General features: G+C 70.3%; 13 protein-coding genes. 10 read left to right on the forward strand and 3 right to left on the reverse strand.

Annotated elements, in window-relative coordinates; translation table 11 throughout:
• Nucleotides 1-2: 2 nt before the first annotated feature.
• Nucleotides 3-3,713 (forward strand): discoidin domain-containing protein, encoded by a 3,711-nt coding sequence (locus tag OG521_30155; GenBank protein ID WUW24798.1) that lies wholly within the window; start codon nt 3-5, stop codon nt 3,711-3,713.
• Nucleotides 3,714-3,830: 117 nt separating this feature from the next.
• Here the strand turns inward: OG521_30155 and OG521_30160 are convergent, their stop codons facing one another.
• The 3 genes from OG521_30160 to OG521_30170 form a co-directional block, all read right to left on the reverse strand.
• Complete coding sequence (locus OG521_30160) at nt 3,831-4,844, reverse strand: COX15/CtaA family protein (GenBank protein WUW24799.1); 1,014 nt, start codon at nt 4,842-4,844, stop codon at nt 3,831-3,833.
• Nucleotides 4,845-4,908: 64 nt separating this feature from the next.
• Nucleotides 4,909-5,676, reverse strand: coding sequence for an ABC transporter permease (locus OG521_30165; protein WUW24800.1), 768 nt, complete (start codon nt 5,674-5,676; stop codon nt 4,909-4,911).
• A complete protein-coding gene (locus OG521_30170) occupies nt 5,673-6,620 on the reverse strand; it encodes an ABC transporter ATP-binding protein (GenBank protein ID WUW24801.1) in 948 nt (315 codons plus the stop codon). The genes OG521_30165 and OG521_30170 overlap by 4 nt, the downstream gene beginning before the upstream one ends.
• Before the next feature lie 136 nt (nt 6,621-6,756).
• Between OG521_30170 and OG521_30175 the strand changes: the two genes are divergently transcribed.
• The 9 genes from OG521_30175 (at nt 6,757) to OG521_30215 (ending at nt 14,860) form a co-directional block, all read left to right on the forward strand.
• Entirely contained in the window at nt 6,757-7,497 is a 741-nt protein-coding gene (locus OG521_30175) for a transcriptional regulator (GenBank protein ID WUW24802.1), read from the forward strand.
• Nucleotides 7,494-8,915, forward strand: a complete 1,422-nt coding sequence (gene sufB / locus OG521_30180; protein ID WUW24803.1) for a Fe-S cluster assembly protein SufB — start codon at nt 7,494-7,496, stop codon at nt 8,913-8,915. The genes OG521_30175 and sufB overlap by 4 nt, the downstream gene beginning before the upstream one ends.
• Nucleotides 8,916-8,979: 64 nt before the next feature.
• Nucleotides 8,980-10,161: a Fe-S cluster assembly protein SufD gene (gene sufD / locus OG521_30185; GenBank protein WUW24804.1), complete on the forward strand. Its 1,182-nt coding sequence runs from the start codon at nt 8,980-8,982 to the stop codon at nt 10,159-10,161.
• The gene (locus OG521_30190; GenBank protein WUW24805.1) at nt 10,161-10,478 is read left to right on the forward strand and encodes a bifunctional 3-phenylpropionate/cinnamic acid dioxygenase ferredoxin subunit; all 318 of its coding nucleotides are present in this window, start codon (nt 10,161-10,163) and stop codon (nt 10,476-10,478) included. Before sufD ends, OG521_30190 begins: the two co-directional genes overlap by 1 nt.
• A 7-nt stretch (nt 10,479-10,485) precedes the next feature.
• Complete coding sequence (gene sufC / locus OG521_30195) at nt 10,486-11,250, forward strand: Fe-S cluster assembly ATPase SufC (protein WUW24806.1); 765 nt, start codon at nt 10,486-10,488, stop codon at nt 11,248-11,250.
• Nucleotides 11,247-12,503: a cysteine desulfurase gene (locus OG521_30200; protein ID WUW24807.1), complete on the forward strand. Its 1,257-nt coding sequence runs from the start codon at nt 11,247-11,249 to the stop codon at nt 12,501-12,503. The genes sufC and OG521_30200 overlap by 4 nt, the downstream gene beginning before the upstream one ends.
• Before the next feature lie 21 nt (nt 12,504-12,524).
• The gene (locus OG521_30205; GenBank protein WUW24808.1) at nt 12,525-12,980 is read left to right on the forward strand and encodes an SUF system NifU family Fe-S cluster assembly protein; all 456 of its coding nucleotides are present in this window, start codon (nt 12,525-12,527) and stop codon (nt 12,978-12,980) included.
• The gene (locus tag OG521_30210) at nt 12,977-13,315 is read left to right on the forward strand and encodes a metal-sulfur cluster assembly factor (GenBank protein ID WUW24809.1); all 339 of its coding nucleotides are present in this window, start codon (nt 12,977-12,979) and stop codon (nt 13,313-13,315) included. The genes OG521_30205 and OG521_30210 overlap by 4 nt, the downstream gene beginning before the upstream one ends.
• Before the next feature lie 150 nt (nt 13,316-13,465).
• Nucleotides 13,466-14,860 (forward strand): hypothetical protein, encoded by a 1,395-nt coding sequence (locus OG521_30215; GenBank protein WUW24810.1) that lies wholly within the window; start codon nt 13,466-13,468, stop codon nt 14,858-14,860.
• Nucleotides 14,861-14,875: the final 15 nt, after the last annotated feature.

The raw sequence follows: 14,875 nt of genomic DNA on the forward strand, positions 1-14,875 counted from the left end.
GAGTGCCGGAACAACCCGCTGACACACCTCTGGACAGCGACGTCAGGCCAGCAGTGGACACCCCCGCGGCGGAGCGCGTCTCCCCCTTCTCCCGGCGCCGCTTCCTGGCGGCCAACACCACGGTGCTGGCGGCCTTCGGGATCAGCGCCGCGCTGCCCGCCTCCCTCGCCGCCGCGGCCGAAGGCAAGGGCCGGCCCGGCGGGGCCGCGGCCGAACTCGCGGCGGCCCGCCCGGTCAAGGTCTCGTCCACCGCGTACGCCGCCACCGCGCCCGAGTTCGCCGTCGACGGCATCGCCGTACCCGGTGTCCGGGGAACCGGCTGGCGGGCCGGGCCCGGCGACCCGCAGTGGATCGCCGTCGACCTCCAGGCCCGGTGCTCCGTGGAGTCGGTGGAGCTGGTCTTCGAGGCCGCCGTCGACGACCCGCCCTTCGTCCCCGGCACGGGCGGCAACCCCCGCGACGGCACGGACGGCACCGAGATCCTCTCCAGCTGCGCGGTCGCCTTCACCCTTGAGGTGTCCGAGGACGAGCGGACCTGGACCACCGTGCACCGCGCCACCGACGGCCGCGGCGGCGCCATGACCATCGCGCTCGACAAGCCGGCCACCGCCCGCTGGGTCCGGCTGACCGTCACGAAGCGCTCCAACGACAATCCGCTCGGCCTCAACGGCTTCCGGATCCACGGCCGCACCACGGGCAGGCGCCCCGCAGCGGAGAGCTGGACCGACTGGTCGATGCCCCGCACCCCCGCGCCCGCCCTGGCGGTCGCGGCCGACGGCACCGTGCCGCTCGAATCCGGCTGGGCGCTCACCATGGACGACTTCGCACCCGCCGACGACGGCAAGGTCGTCTCCGGCTCGGGCGTCGACATCGCGGACTGGCTCCCGGCCACCGTCCCCGGCACGGTCCTGGCCTCGCTCGTCGAGCAGAAGCACCTGCCCGACCCGGTGACCGGCCTCAACAACCTCAAGGTGCCCGAGGCCCTGTCCCGGCACTCCTGGTGGTACCGGCGCGCGTTCCGGCTGCCGCGCGGTCTCGACACCGGCCGCGGCCGCCGGATCCGGCTGGAGTTCGACGGGGTCAACCACGCGGCGCAGATCTGGCTCAACGGCACCCGGGTCGGCTCCATGAGCCACCCCTTCGCCCGGGAGTCCTTCGACATCACCGACGCGCTGCACGACGACGCGCGCACGGACAACGTCCTGGCCGTACGGATCAGCCCCATGCCCCTGCCGGGCAGCCCGGCCGACAAGGGCCCCGGCGGCGAGTCCTGGCTGGACGCCGGCGCCACGATGATGATGCGCAACGGACCGACGTACCTCTCCGTCTCCGGCTGGGACTGGATGCCGCCGGTGCGTGACCGTGCCGCCGGCATCTGGAACCACGTACGGCTGCGCTCCACCGGCGGTGCCGTCCTGGGCGACCCGCAGATCACCACGACGCTGCCGGACCTGCCCGCGCTCGACGTGGCCGAGGTCGGCCTCACCGTGCCGGTCCGCAACACCGGCACCGAGGCGCTGCGGGTCACCGTGCGCGCCGCGTTCGGCGACGTGCGCGTCGCGAAGACCGTCACCGTGCCGGCCGGGAAGAGCGCCGACGCCGTCCTGACGCCCGAGGAGTTCCCCGCCCTGCGGGTGCGGCGGCCGAAGCTCTGGTGGCCCAACGGCTACGGCAGCCCCGACCTGTACGACCTCACGCTGAAGGCGGAGACCGGCGGTGCGGTCACCGACCGCCGCGCCCTGCGCTTCGGCATCAGGCAGTTCGGCTACACCTACGGCATGCCGGTCGACTTCGTCGCCGGACACGGCAGCCAGACCGTGGAGTTCGACGCCCGGCAGGCCCGCTACGTGCGCCTGGTCGGGACCGAGCGGGCGACCGACTGGGGCATGTCCCTCTGGTCGCTCTCGGTGTACGGCGACGCCGACCCCGACAAGGACCTGGCCCGGGACGCGAAGGCCGATGCCTCCTCGTCGGACGGCACCGGCCCCGCCTCCAGCGTGTTCGACGGCGACCGCACGACCCGCTGGGCCTCCGAGTTCGCCGACGGGGAGTGGATCCAGGCCGACCTCGGCACCGCGGCCTCGGTGAACCGGGTGGTGATCGACTGGGAGACCGCGTACGCCAGGAAGTTCGTCATCCAGGTCTCGGCGGACGGCCAGGAGTGGACCGAGGCCAAGAGCGTCGAACAGCCGCCGGTCCGCCAGCTCCAGATCACCGTCAACGGCACCCGGGTGTTCTGCCGCGGCGGGAACTGGGGGTACGACGAACTGCTGCGCCGCGCCCTGGACGGCCGCACCGAGGACACCGTGCGGATGCACCGTGACATGAACTTCACGATGATCCGCAACTGGGTGGGCAGCAGCAACCGCGAGGAGTTCTTCGCCGCCTGCGACGAGAACGGCCTGCTCGTCTGGAACGACTTCTGGAACGGCTGGTCCATGGACCCGCCGGACCACCCGGAGTACCTGCGCAACGCCCGCGACACCGTCCGCGCCTACCGCCACCACCCCAGCATCGTGGTGTGGTGCGGTTCCAACGAGGGCACCCCGCCCGCCGACATCGACACCGGTGTGCGGGAGCTGGTCGCCGCCGAGGCGCCGGGCATCCTCTACATGGGCAGCTCGGCCGACGGCGTGGTCAAGGGCCGCGGCCCCTACAACTGGGTCGACCCCGCCTCGTACTTCCGCACCGGCGACTTCGGCTTCCACACCGAGATCGGCATGCCCGTCCTGCCCGTCGAGGAGTCGATGAAGAACCTCGTCGGCGACGAGCCGGCCTGGCCCGTCGGCGACGTGTGGGGCGCCCACGACTGGGCCCGCAAGGGCAACCAGCAGCCGCAGGGCTACCGGGCGGCGATCGAGGAACGGCTGGGGACGGCGACCGGCCTCGCGGACTTCACCCGCAAGGCCCAGCTGATCAACTACGAGAACGGCCGCGCGATGTTCGAGGCGTGGAACACCCGCCTCTGGGACAACGCCTCCGGGCTCCTGCTGTGGATGTCCCACCCCGCGTGGCACAGCACGGTCTGGCAGACGTACGACTACGACCTGGACGTCAACGGCTTCTACCACGGCGTCCGCAAGGGCACCGAGCCCGTGCACGTCCAGGTGAACCCGGTCGACTGGCGTACCGGCGCGGTCAACCACACCACCCGTGCCGTCAAGGGCGCGACCGTCACCGCGACCCTGTACGACCTGCGCGGCCAGCGCCTGGGCAAGCCGGTGCACAGCACCGTCGACCTCGCCCCGTCGGCCGCGGCGTCCGGGGACGTCATTGCCTTCGGCGACGCGCTGCCCGCACTGCACCTGCTGCGCCTGGAGCTGCGGGACGCGCACGGCTCGCTGCTGTCGCGCAACACCTACTGGCGCTACCGCGAGACCACCGATCTCGGCGCGCTGAACAAGCTGGCCCGCACCCGGGTCACGGTGCGTTCGGTGCGGGACGCCTCCGGCCACGGCCACGGTCCGGGCGGGAAGCTGAAGGCGGTCGTCCGCAACGACGGTGCCACCGTCGCCGCCATGGTGCGGCTCTCGCTGCGCGACCGGCGCACGGACCGGCGCGTGCTGCCGGCCTACGTCAGCGACAACTACCTCTGGCTGCTGCCCGGCGAGGAGCGCGAGATCGAGGCCGAGTGGAGCCACGACACCGAGGGCCGGGCCCGCCCCCGGCTCGTGGTGGAGGGCTACAACGTGTCGCGCTCGGTCACCGGATAGCGCTCGGACGCCGGTCCCCGGGCAGGTCAGGCTGCGCGGGGACCGGAAGAGGTCCGGCCCGTGCCCCCGAGCGGGGGTACGGGCCGGACCTCGTGAACAGGGTTCCCGGGGCGGGGCTCAGCCCGCCGCGGCGGGCTCGGGCTGCTCGGCCGCCGGGCCGGGCACCGGGGCCACGGCCACCGGCCGCTCCCGCTGCGACAGCAGCACCCGCACCACGCCGATCCACACGAGGCACGAGCCGAACATGTGCAGCCCGACCAGGATCTCCGGCGTGTCGGTGAAGTACTGCACGTACCCGATGACGCCCTGCGCCATCAGGATCAGGAAGAGGTCGCGGGCGCGGTGCAGGGGTCCGACGGGAGCGTCGACCGCCTTCAGGACGAACCAGAGCGCGACCGTCAGCGCCACGACGACCCAGGCCAGGTCGGCGTGCAGCTGGGCGATCATCTTCCAGTCGATCGGGATGCGGTGGACGTCGCTGGAGTCGCCGGCGTGCCGCCCGGCCCCCGTCACGACCGTGCCGACCGCGATCAGCAGCCCGGCGGCGACCGCCAGCAGCCAGGTGAGCTGCGAGACGGCCCTGCCCACCAGTGGACGCGGCTCCTCGTCGCCCTCCCGGACCCGCTGCCACGTCACCAGGGCGATCGCGAGCAGCGCGCTGGAGAGCAGGAAGTGCGCCGCGACCGTGTACGGGTTGAGGCCGACCAGGACGACGACGCCGCCGAGGACGGCGTTGCCCATGACCACCCAGAACTGCGTCCAGCCGAGCCGGGTGAGACTGCGCCGCCAGGGCTTGGCGGACCGGGCGGCGATGATCGCCCATCCGACCGCCGCGCACAGGACGTACGTCAGCATCCGGTTGCCGAACTCGATGGCGCCGTGGAAGCCCATCGCGCTCGTCGCCGTCAGGCTCTCGTCGGTGCACTTGGGCCAGGTCGGGCAGCCGAGACCGGAGCCGGTCAGCCGTACGGCACCGCCGGTGACGACGATGGCGACGGCCATGACGACGGCCGACAGCGCGGCGCGGCGGACCGTCCGGGGGGACGGGGTCCACCGGTCGGCGATGTACTGGAGCGGGTTCCGCACGGCTTGAGCGACTTCGGCTCGGGTCAGCTTGGGCACGCGCACCATCGTAGGCGGCCGCTTGTGCAAGCTTTCACGAGGGGGACGAATGGTGCCCCGCGGGTGTCCGGGGTCACTCCCAGCGGAAGAACCGCGCCGCCGCTCCCAGGCCCAGCACCGCCCAGACCGCCAGGATGCCCAGGTCGCCCCACGGCATCGCGGCGCCGTGCTGGAGCACGTCCCGCAGTCCGTCCGACAGGGCCGCGATCGGCAGCAGCCCCAGCACCGACTGCACCGCGTCCGGGAACTTGTCCAGCGGCACGATGACCCCGCCGCCGACCAGCAGCAGCAGGAAGACCAGGTTGGCGGCGGCCAGCGTCGCCTCCGCCTTCAGCGTCCCGGCCATCAGCAGACCGAGCCCGGAGAACGCGGCGGTGCCCAGCACGAGCAGCAGCAGGACGGCGAACGGGTTGCCGTGCGGCGACCAGCCCAGCGCGAACGCGATGACGGTCAGCAGGACGACCTGGAGCACCTCGGTGACCAGGACCGCGAGGGTCTTCGCGGTCATCAGCCCCCAGCGGGGCAGCGGCGAGGCCGCGAGCCGCTTGAGCACCCCGTAGCGGCGCTCGAAGCCGGTGGCGATGGCCTGGCCGGTGAAGGCCGTGGACATCACGGCCAGCGCCAGGATGCCGGGGGTCAGGAAGTCGACCGACTCGCCCGAGCCGGTGTCCACGATGTCGACCGCGCTGAACAGCACCAGCAGCAGCGTCGGGATGATCACCGTCAGCAGCAGCTGCTCGCCGTTGCGCAGCAGCATCCGGGTCTCCAGCGCGGTCTGCGCGGCGATCATGCGGGGCAGCGGGGCGGCGCCCGGCCGGGGGGCGTACGTACCGGCGCTCATGCGCGCAGCTCCTTGCCGGTCAGTTCGAGGAAGACGTCCTCCAGGGTGTGGCGCTCGACCGAGATGCCCGAGGGCATCACGCCGTTCTGCGCGCACCAGGAGGTGACGGTGGCCAGCAGCTGCGGGTCGATGTCCCCGGTGATGCGGTACGCGCCGGTGGCGAGCTCGGCCGCCTCGGAGCCGTCGGGCAGCGCCTTCAGCAGGGAGCCGAGGTCGAGGCCGGGGCGGCCGGTGAACCGCAGGGTGTTCTCGGCGCCGCCGCGGCACAGCGCCTCGGGGCTGCCATGGGCGATGACCCGGCCGGCGTCGATGACGGCGACTTCGTCGGCGAGCTCCTCGGCCTCGTCCATGAAGTGGGTGGTGAGGACGACGGACACGCCGTCGCCGCGCAGCTCCCGGACGAGCTCCCAGGTGGAGCGGCGGGCCTGCGGGTCGAGGCCGGCGGTGGGCTCGTCGAGGAAGACCAGCTCGGGCCGGCCGACGACGGCCATCGCCAGGGCGAGCCGCTGCTGCTGGCCGCCGGAGAGCCGGCGGTAGGTGGTGCGGCCGCAGCCGTCCAGGCCCAGGCGCTCGATGAGGGCGTCCACATCCAGTGGGTGGGCGTGGAGTTTCGCCATGTGGCGGAGCATCTCGTCGGCGCGGGCGCCGGAGTAGACGCCGCCGGACTGGAGCATCACACCGATCCGCGGGCGCAGCCGGGCGGCGTCGGTGACGGGGTCGAGCCCGAGGACACGGACCGTTCCGTCGTCCGGACGGCGGTATCCCTCGCAGGTCTCGACCGTGGTGGTCTTGCCGGCGCCGTTGGGGCCGAGGACCGCGGTGACCGCGCCGGCCGGGACGTCCAGATCGAGGCCGTCCACCGCGGTCTTGCTGCCGTACCGCTTCACCAGGCCGCGGACCTGGACAGCCGGGCCGGAAGGGGGCGAAACGGGAGGGCTATTCATAGGAAGTGAGTCTAGGCAGCCGCCTCGGGTGCCCTGGCCCGGGGGCTTGATTAGGTAACCCTAAGTGATGGATTGCACCCTTGATCGTTTCGGACCGTGGTTGTCAGGGCCGAGGGAATTACGCAACAATGGCGTTGTGAAATACGTTGGCGAGGCTCCGCAGGAGGAACTCGCGACCGGTGAGCGCTCGACGCGCAACCGGGTCGCGCGCTCCATCCTGGACCATGGCCCGTCCACCGTCGCCGACCTGGCGAAGCGCCTGGGCCTCACCCAGGCCGCCGTCCGCCGCCATCTCGACGCACTCGTCTCCGACGAGGTCGTCGAGGCCCGCGAGCAGCGGGTGTACGGGGCACGGACCCGTGGCCGTCCGGCCAAGGTGTTCGCCCTGACCGACTGCGGCCGGGACGCCTTCGACCAGTCCTACGACACGCTCGCCGCGGACGCACTGCGCTGGATCGCCGAGACCACGGGCGACGAAGCGGTCATGGCGTTCGCCCGGGCCAGGGTCGCCGGCCAGTCGGCCGCGTACCGCGCCGTGATCGACGCCGCGGCGCCCGAAGCCCGTACGGAGGCGCTGGCCAAGGCCTTGTCCGCCGACGGGTACGCTGCTACGGCGCGCAGCGCGCCGGGCCCGCAACAGGGTGAGCAGTTGTGTCAGCACCACTGCCCGGTCGCACATGTCGCCGAGCAGTACCCGCAGCTGTGCGAGGCGGAGACGGAGTTCTTCTCCAGCCTCCTGGGGACCCATGTGCAGCGTCTGGCCACCATCGCCCACGGCGACGGGGTGTGTACGACGTACATTCCGCGCAGCGGCCACCCCACCCCACAGACCACTGATTCAGCATCCACCAGCAAGTCCGGGAGGAACCCCGCATGACGCTCCCTACGGAGACTGCCCACCCTGAGCTCGACGGCCTGGGCACGTACGAATTCGGCTGGGCCGACTCCGACGCGGCAGGCGCGGCGGCCAAGCGCGGCCTCTCCGAGGCCGTCGTCCGCGACATCTCGGAGAAGAAGAACGAGCCCGACTGGATGCTGAAGCTGCGGCTCAAGGGCCTCAAGCTCTTCGGCAAGAAGCCCATGCCGAACTGGGGCTCGGACCTGTCGGGCATCGACTTCGACAACATCAAGTACTTCGTGCGTTCCACGGAGAAGCAGGCGGAGTCCTGGGAGGACCTGCCCGAGGACATCAAGAACACGTACGACAAGCTCGGCATCCCGGAGGCGGAGAAGCAGCGCCTCGTCGCCGGTGTCGCCGCGCAGTACGAGTCCGAGGTCGTCTACCACCAGATCAACGAGGAGCTGGAGGCGCAGGGTGTCATCTTCATGGACACCGACACCGCGCTGAAGGAGCACCCGGAGCTCTTCAAGGAGTACTTCGGCACCGTCATCCCGGTCGGTGACAACAAGTTCGCCTCGCTGAACTCGGCCGTGTGGTCCGGTGGCTCGTTCATCTACGTGCCGAAGGGCGTGCACGTCGAGATCCCGCTCCAGGCCTACTTCCGTATCAACACGGAGAACATGGGCCAGTTCGAGCGGACGCTGATCATCGTCGACGAGGACGCCTACGTCCACTACGTCGAGGGCTGCACCGCGCCGATCTACTCCTCGGACTCCCTGCACTCCGCGGTCGTCGAGATCATCGTGAAGAAGGGCGGCCGCTGCCGCTACACGACGATCCAGAACTGGTCGAACAACGTCTACAACCTGGTGACCAAGCGCGCCGTCGCCTACGAGGGCGCGACGATGGAGTGGGTCGACGGCAACATCGGCTCCAAGGTCACCATGAAGTACCCGGCCGTCTACCTGATGGGCGAGCACGCCAAGGGCGAGACCCTGTCCATCGCCTTCGCGGGCGAGGGCCAGCACCAGGACGCCGGCGCCAAGATGGTCCACATGGCTCCGAACACCTCGTCCAACATCGTCTCCAAGTCGGTGGCACGAGGCGGCGGCCGCACCTCCTACCGCGGTCTGATCGAGATCGGCGAGGGCGCGCCCGGCGCGAAGTCCAACGTGCTCTGCGACGCGCTGCTGGTCGACACCATCTCGCGCTCGGACACCTACCCGTACGTCGACGTCCGCGAGGACGACGTGTCGATGGGCCACGAGGCGACGGTCTCCAAGGTCTCCGAGGACCAGCTCTTCTACCTGATGAGCCGCGGCATGACCGAGTTCGAGGCGATGGCGATGATCGTGCGCGGCTTCGTCGAGCCGATCGCGAAGGAGCTCCCGATGGAGTACGCCCTCGAACTCAACCGGCTGATCGAGCTGCAGATGGAGGGCTCGGTCGGCTAGTACGCCGACGGCCGAATCTCCCCCTGACATCTGTCCGACAGAGAAAGCGAGCACTACGACAGCCATGGCTGAGGCTCAGAACATCCCGGCGGGATCCACCACCGCCGGCTCCATCGCGGTGGCCGCCGAGTCGACCGTCGCCACGCGCATGAGCGCGCCCCCGTCCTTCGACGTCACGGACTTCCCGGTACCGCACGGCCGTGAGGAGGAGTGGCGCTTCACGCCGCTGGAGCGGCTGCGTGGGCTCCACGACGGCACCGCCGTCGCCACCGGCAGCGGTGTGAAGGTCGCCATCGAGGCGCCCGCGGGCGTCACGGTCGAGACCGTGGGCCGTGACGACGCCCGGCTGGGCAAGGCCGGCACGCCGGTGGACCGGGTCGCCGCGCAGGCGTACTCGTCCTTCGAGCAGGCATCCGTCGTCACCGTCGCCAAGGAAGCCGTGCTCACCGAGCCGATCCGGATCGCGGTGCACGGCGAGGGCGGTGTGGCCTACGGCCACCAGGTCGTCGAGCTGGGCGCCTTCGCCGAGGCTGTCGTCGTCATCGACCACACCGGTGACGCGGTCCTCGCCGCCAACGTCGACTACGTCGTGGGCGACGGCGCGAAGCTGACCGTCGTCTCCGTCCAGGACTGGGACGAGCAGGCCGTCCACGTCGGTCAGCACAACGCGCTGATCGGCCGCGACGCCTCCTTCAAGTCCATCGTCGTCACCTTCGGCGGCGACGTGGTCCGGCTCCACCCGCGGATCGCCTACGCGGGCACCGGTGGCGAGGCCGAGCTCTTCGGTCTGTACTTCACCGACAAGGGCCAGCACCAGGAGCACCGCCTCCTGGTCGACCACAACACCCCGCACTGCAAGTCCAACGTGGCCTACAAGGGCGCACTGCAGGGCGACGGCGCCCACGCCGTCTGGATTGGCGACGTCCTCATCCAGGCCGCTGCCGAGGGCACCGACACCTACGAGATGAACCGCAACCTGGTCCTCACGGACGGCGCTCGGGTCGACTCGGTGCCGAACCTGGAGATCGAGACCGGCGAGATCGTCGGCGCCGGCCACGCCTCCGCGACCGGCCGCTTCGACGACGAGCAGCTGTTCTACCTCCAGTCCCGCGGCATCCCCGCCGAGGAGGCCCGCCGCCTGGTCGTGCGCGGCTTCTTCGCGGAGCTGGTCCAGCAGATCGGTCTGCCGGACGTCGAAGCCCGTCTCCTCGACAAGATCGAGACCGAGCTGAAGGCGTCGGTCTGATGACCTTCGTCAAGGCGTGCGCGCTGAGCGAGCTGGAGGACGACACCCCCAAGCGGGTGGAGCTCGACGGCACGCCGGTGTCCGTCGTCCGCACCGAGGGCGAGGTGTTCGCGATCAACGACATCTGCTCGCACGCGAACGTCTCCCTGTCCGAGGGCGAGGTCGAGGACTGCATGATCGAGTGCTGGCTGCACGGATCGAGCTTCGACCTCCGCACCGGCAAGCCGTCCGGCCTTCCCGCGACGCGCCCCGTCCCCGTATACCCCGTCAAGATCGAAGGGGACGATGTGCTCGTCTCCGTCACCCAGGAGTCCTGAGTCACCCATGGCAACGCTTGAAATCCGCGACCTGCACGTCACCGTCGAGGCCGACAACGCCACGAAGGAGATCCTCAAGGGCGTCGACCTGACCGTGAAGCAGGGCGAGACCCACGCCATCATGGGCCCCAACGGGTCCGGCAAGTCCACCCTCGCCTACTCCCTCGCAGGCCACCCCAAGTACACGATCACCAGTGGCACGGTGACCCTGGACGGCGAGAACGTCCTGGACATGACCGTCGACGAGCGCGCCCGAGCCGGCCTGTTCCTCGCCATGCAGTACCCGGTCGAGATCCCCGGTGTCTCGGTCTCCAACTTCCTGCGCACCTCCGCCACCGCCGTCCGCGGCGAGGCGCCCAAGCTGCGTACCTGGGTGAAGGAGGTCAAGGAGACGATGGCCGGCCTCCAGATGGACCCGTCCTTCGCCGAGCGCAACGTCAACGAGGGCTTCTCCGGCGGTGAGAAGAAGCGCCACGAGATCCTTCAGCTGGAGCTCCTCAAGCCGAAGATCGCGATCCTCGACGAGACCGACTCCGGCCTGGACGTCGACGCGCTGAAGACCGTCTCCGAAGGAGTCAACCGGGTCCGCGAGTCCGGCGAGGTCGGCACCCTGCTGATCACGCACTACACCCGGATCCTCCGCTACATCAAGCCCGACTTCGTGCACGTCTTCGCCAACGGCCGCATCGCCGAGTCCGGCGGCGCCGAGCTCGCGGACAAGCTGGAGGACGAGGGCTACGAGGCCTACACGAAGGGTGGCGCTTCCGCGTGACACAGCTGCCGGGCCTCCTCGACACCGAGGCGATCCGCAAGGACTTCCCCCTGCTGGATCGTACGGTCCATGACGGGAAGAAGATCGTTTACCTGGACAGCGCGGCGACCTCGCAGAAGCCGCGCCAGGTACTCGACGCCCTCAACGAGTACTACGAGCGGCACAACGCCAATGTGCACCGCGGCGTGTACACGATCGCGGAGGAGGCCACGGCGCTGTACGAGGGCGCCCGTGACAAGGTCGCCGCGTTCATCAACGCGCCCAGCCGCAACGAGGTGATCTTCACCAAGAACGCCTCGGAGTCGCTCAACCTCGTGGCCAACATGCTCGGCTGGGCCGATGAGCCCTACCGGGTCGACCACGAGACCGAGATCGTCACCACGGAGATGGAGCACCACTCCAACATCGTGCCGTGGCAGCTGCTCTCGCAGCGCACGGGCGCGAAGCTGAAGTGGTTCGGCATCACGGACGACGGCCGGCTCGACCTGTCCAACATCAACGAGATCATCACCGAGAAGACGAAGATCGTCTCCTTCACGCTGGTCTCGAACATCATGGGCACGATCAACCCGGTCGAGCAGATCGTCCGGCGCGCCCAGGAAGTCGGCGCGCTCGTCTGCATCGATGCCTCGCAGGCCGCCCCGCACATGGTGCTCGACGTGCAGGCGCTGCAGGCCGACTTCGTGGCCTTCACCGGCCACAAGATGGTCGGCCCGACCGGCATCGGCGTGCTCTGGGGACGGCAGGAGCTCCTGGAGGACCTGCCGCCGTTCCTCGGCGGCGGCGAGATGATCGAGACCGTGTCGATGCACTCGTCGACGTACGCCCCCGCGCCGCACAAGTTCGAGGCCGGTACGCCCCCGATCGCCCAGGCCGTCGGCCTCGGCGCGGCCGTGGACTACCTCTCGGCGATCGGCATGGAGAACATCCACCGCCACGAGCAGGCCATCACCGCGTACGCGGTGAAGCGCCTGCTGGAGGTCCCGGACCTGAAGATCATCGGTCCGGCCACCGCGGAGGACCGCGGCGCCACGATCTCCTTCACGCTCGGCGACATCCACCCGCACGACGTGGGCCAGGTCCTCGACGAGCAGGGCATCGCGGTCCGGGTAGGACACCACTGCGCACGGCCGGTATGCCTGCGGTACGGAATTCCTGCGACGACGCGAGCGTCGTTCTATCTGTACTCCACGCCCGCCGAGGTCGACGCCCTGGTGGACGGCCTGGAACACGTCCGGAACTTTTTCGGTTAGACAGCGGCTGAGGATTGACTCGTGAAGCTTGATTCCATGTACCAGGAAGTGATCCTGGACCACTACAAGCACCCCCACGGGCGCGGCCTGCGGGACGGCGACGCCGAGGTGCATCACGTCAATCCGACGTGCGGTGACGAGATCACGTTGCGGGTGCGGTACGACGGCGAGACCATCGCCGATGTGAGTTACGAGGGCCAGGGCTGCTCCATCAGCCAGGCCAGCGCCTCCGTGCTGAACGAGCTGCTGGTCGGCAAGGAACTGGGCGAGGCGCAGAAGATCCAGGCCGCGTTCCTGGAACTGATGCAGTCCAAGGGCCAGCTGGAGCCGGACGACGCGATGGAGGAGGTGCTGGAGGACGCGGTCGCGTTCGCCGGTGTCTCCAAGTACCCGGCCCGGGTCAAGTGCGCGCTGCTCAGCTGGATGGCGTGGAAGGACGCGACGGCGAAGGCGCTGTCCGAAGGGAAGACGGCATGAGCGAAAACGAGACTCTCACCACCAAGCCGGCCTCCGAGGAGGAGGTCCGCGAGGCGCTGTACGACGTCGTCGACCCCGAGCTGGGTATCGACGTCGTCAATCTGGGCCTCATCTACGGCATCCACATCGACGACGCCAACATCGCGACCCTCGACATGACCCTGACGTCCGCGGCCTGCCCGCTGACCGATGTCATCGAGGACCAGGCGAAGTCCGCCACCGACGGCATCGTCAACGAACTCCGGATCAACTGGGTCTGGATGCCGCCGTGGGGCCCGGACAAGATCACGGACGACGGCCGCGAGCAGCTGCGCGCGCTGGGCTTCAACGTCTGAGCATCCCCGTACCCCGTACGGACAGGAACGGCTCCCGGCACCGCCGGGGGCCGTTCGCCGTTGTTCGCGCGGTGTACCCCTGGCGTGTGCCGCCCGTTGGCCCACGAACCGGAACCTACTCCTCGACACCACGCCGACGAGAGGTACGCCGTGCCGCACCCCCCTGTACTCCGCCACCGCCGGACCGTCGCCGCGGCGGGAGGCGTCCTGGCGCTGGCCGCTCTGGGCCTCGGCGTGCCCGCGCACGCCGCGAGCTACGGAACGCCGACGATCGCGCTGTCCGCCGGCTATCTCTCCGGCGCGGCGGGCGCCACGGCCGACCCGGTGGTGACGGTCACCGTCGCGCAGAGCGGCGCCGACGTCACCGCGCTCGGTGTGGCCGCCTCCGCCAGCTCCAAGCCGTCCGTCGCCGCCACCGGGGACGTCACCGTGACCGGCACCGGCGCCACCCGGCAGCTGCGCGTCGCCGCGCACGCCCGCGGCTACACCGACCTCACCGTCAAGGTCACCGGACTCGGCGGGAAGACCGCCACCAAGACCCTGCACTTCGCCGCGTCGGCCGCCGTGCAGAACGCCGCCGACACCCGCTACCTCACCGGCTCCTCGGACGCGTCCGCCGCGGTCGACGCCGGCGGCGGCTACGTGATCGTCGCCGACGACGAGTCCAACACCCTGCGCCTCTACGACCGTTCGGTCTCCGGCGCGCCCGTGCGGACCTGGGACGTCGCCTCGAAGCTCGGGGTGTCCAAGGAGATCGACATCGAGGGCGCCACCCGGGTCGGCAACACGGTCTACTGGACCGGATCGCTGGGCAACAACAAGGACGGCGAGTACAAGTCCGACCGCAACACCGTCTTCACGACCACGGTGAGCGGTTCCGGCGCGTCGACGCAGCTCACGGTCGGCGGCTCGTACAAGAAGCTCCGCGACGACCTCGTCGCCTGGGACAAGGCCAACGGCAACCGGTACGGCTTCGCCGCGGGCACGAAGGACGGCGAGGCCCCCAAGCAGATCGACGGCTTCAACATCGAGGGCCTCGAATTCGCCCCCGGCTCCACCAGCACCGCCTACCTCGGCTTCCGCGCCCCGCTCGTCCCGCCGAAGGAGGGCGGCAAGGCGCTGATCGTGCCCGTCACCAACTTCGACAAGGTGGCCGGCTCCGGGAGCAAGGCGGTCATCGGCGCCCCCGTCGAGCTGGACCTCGGCGGGCTCAGCATCCGTGACATCCGCAAGAACGCCGCCGACCAGTACCTGATCGTCGCCGGTTCCTGGGCCGCGGACGACAACTCCGACCCGTACGCCCTCTACTCCTGGGACGGCGTCGCCGGACACGCACCGGTGAAGCGGCTCGACCTGCCGACCACCGACCCGGGCGGCTGGGAGGCCGTCGTCGAGGTACCCGACCTGAACACGCCCGGAGCACGCGCCCAGCTGATCACGGACGCGGGCTCGGCCGACCTCTACGGCGACGGTACGGAGGCCAAGGACCTCGACCACGACGAGTGGAAGAAGTCCCGCGCCACCTGGTTCACCGTCAACGGCTGAACCGGTCCGGCGACT

Origin of the sequence: Streptomyces sp. NBC_01463 (assembly GCA_036227345.1) — a bacterium.
GTDB lineage: Bacteria > Actinomycetota > Actinomycetes > Streptomycetales > Streptomycetaceae > Streptomyces.

What these genes read in the sequence shown, in the direction of transcription:
- OG521_30160 (WUW24799.1), bottom strand. Translation starts at nt 4,844, where the DNA reads ATGGTGCGCGTGCCCAAGCTGACCCGAGCCGAAGTCGCTCAAGCCGTG.
- sufB (WUW24803.1), top strand. Translation starts at nt 7,494, where the DNA reads ATGACGCTCCCTACGGAGACTGCCCACCCTGAGCTCGACGGCCTGGGC.
- sufD (WUW24804.1), top strand. Translation starts at nt 8,980, where the DNA reads ATGGCTGAGGCTCAGAACATCCCGGCGGGATCCACCACCGCCGGCTCC.
- OG521_30190 (WUW24805.1), top strand. Translation starts at nt 10,161, where the DNA reads ATGACCTTCGTCAAGGCGTGCGCGCTGAGCGAGCTGGAGGACGACACC.
- OG521_30165 (WUW24800.1), bottom strand. Translation starts at nt 5,676, where the DNA reads ATGAGCGCCGGTACGTACGCCCCCCGGCCGGGCGCCGCCCCGCTGCCC.
- OG521_30210 (WUW24809.1), top strand. Translation starts at nt 12,977, where the DNA reads ATGAGCGAAAACGAGACTCTCACCACCAAGCCGGCCTCCGAGGAGGAG.
- OG521_30170 (WUW24801.1), bottom strand. Translation starts at nt 6,620, where the DNA reads ATGAATAGCCCTCCCGTTTCGCCCCCTTCCGGCCCGGCTGTCCAGGTC.
- sufC (WUW24806.1), top strand. Translation starts at nt 10,486, where the DNA reads ATGGCAACGCTTGAAATCCGCGACCTGCACGTCACCGTCGAGGCCGAC.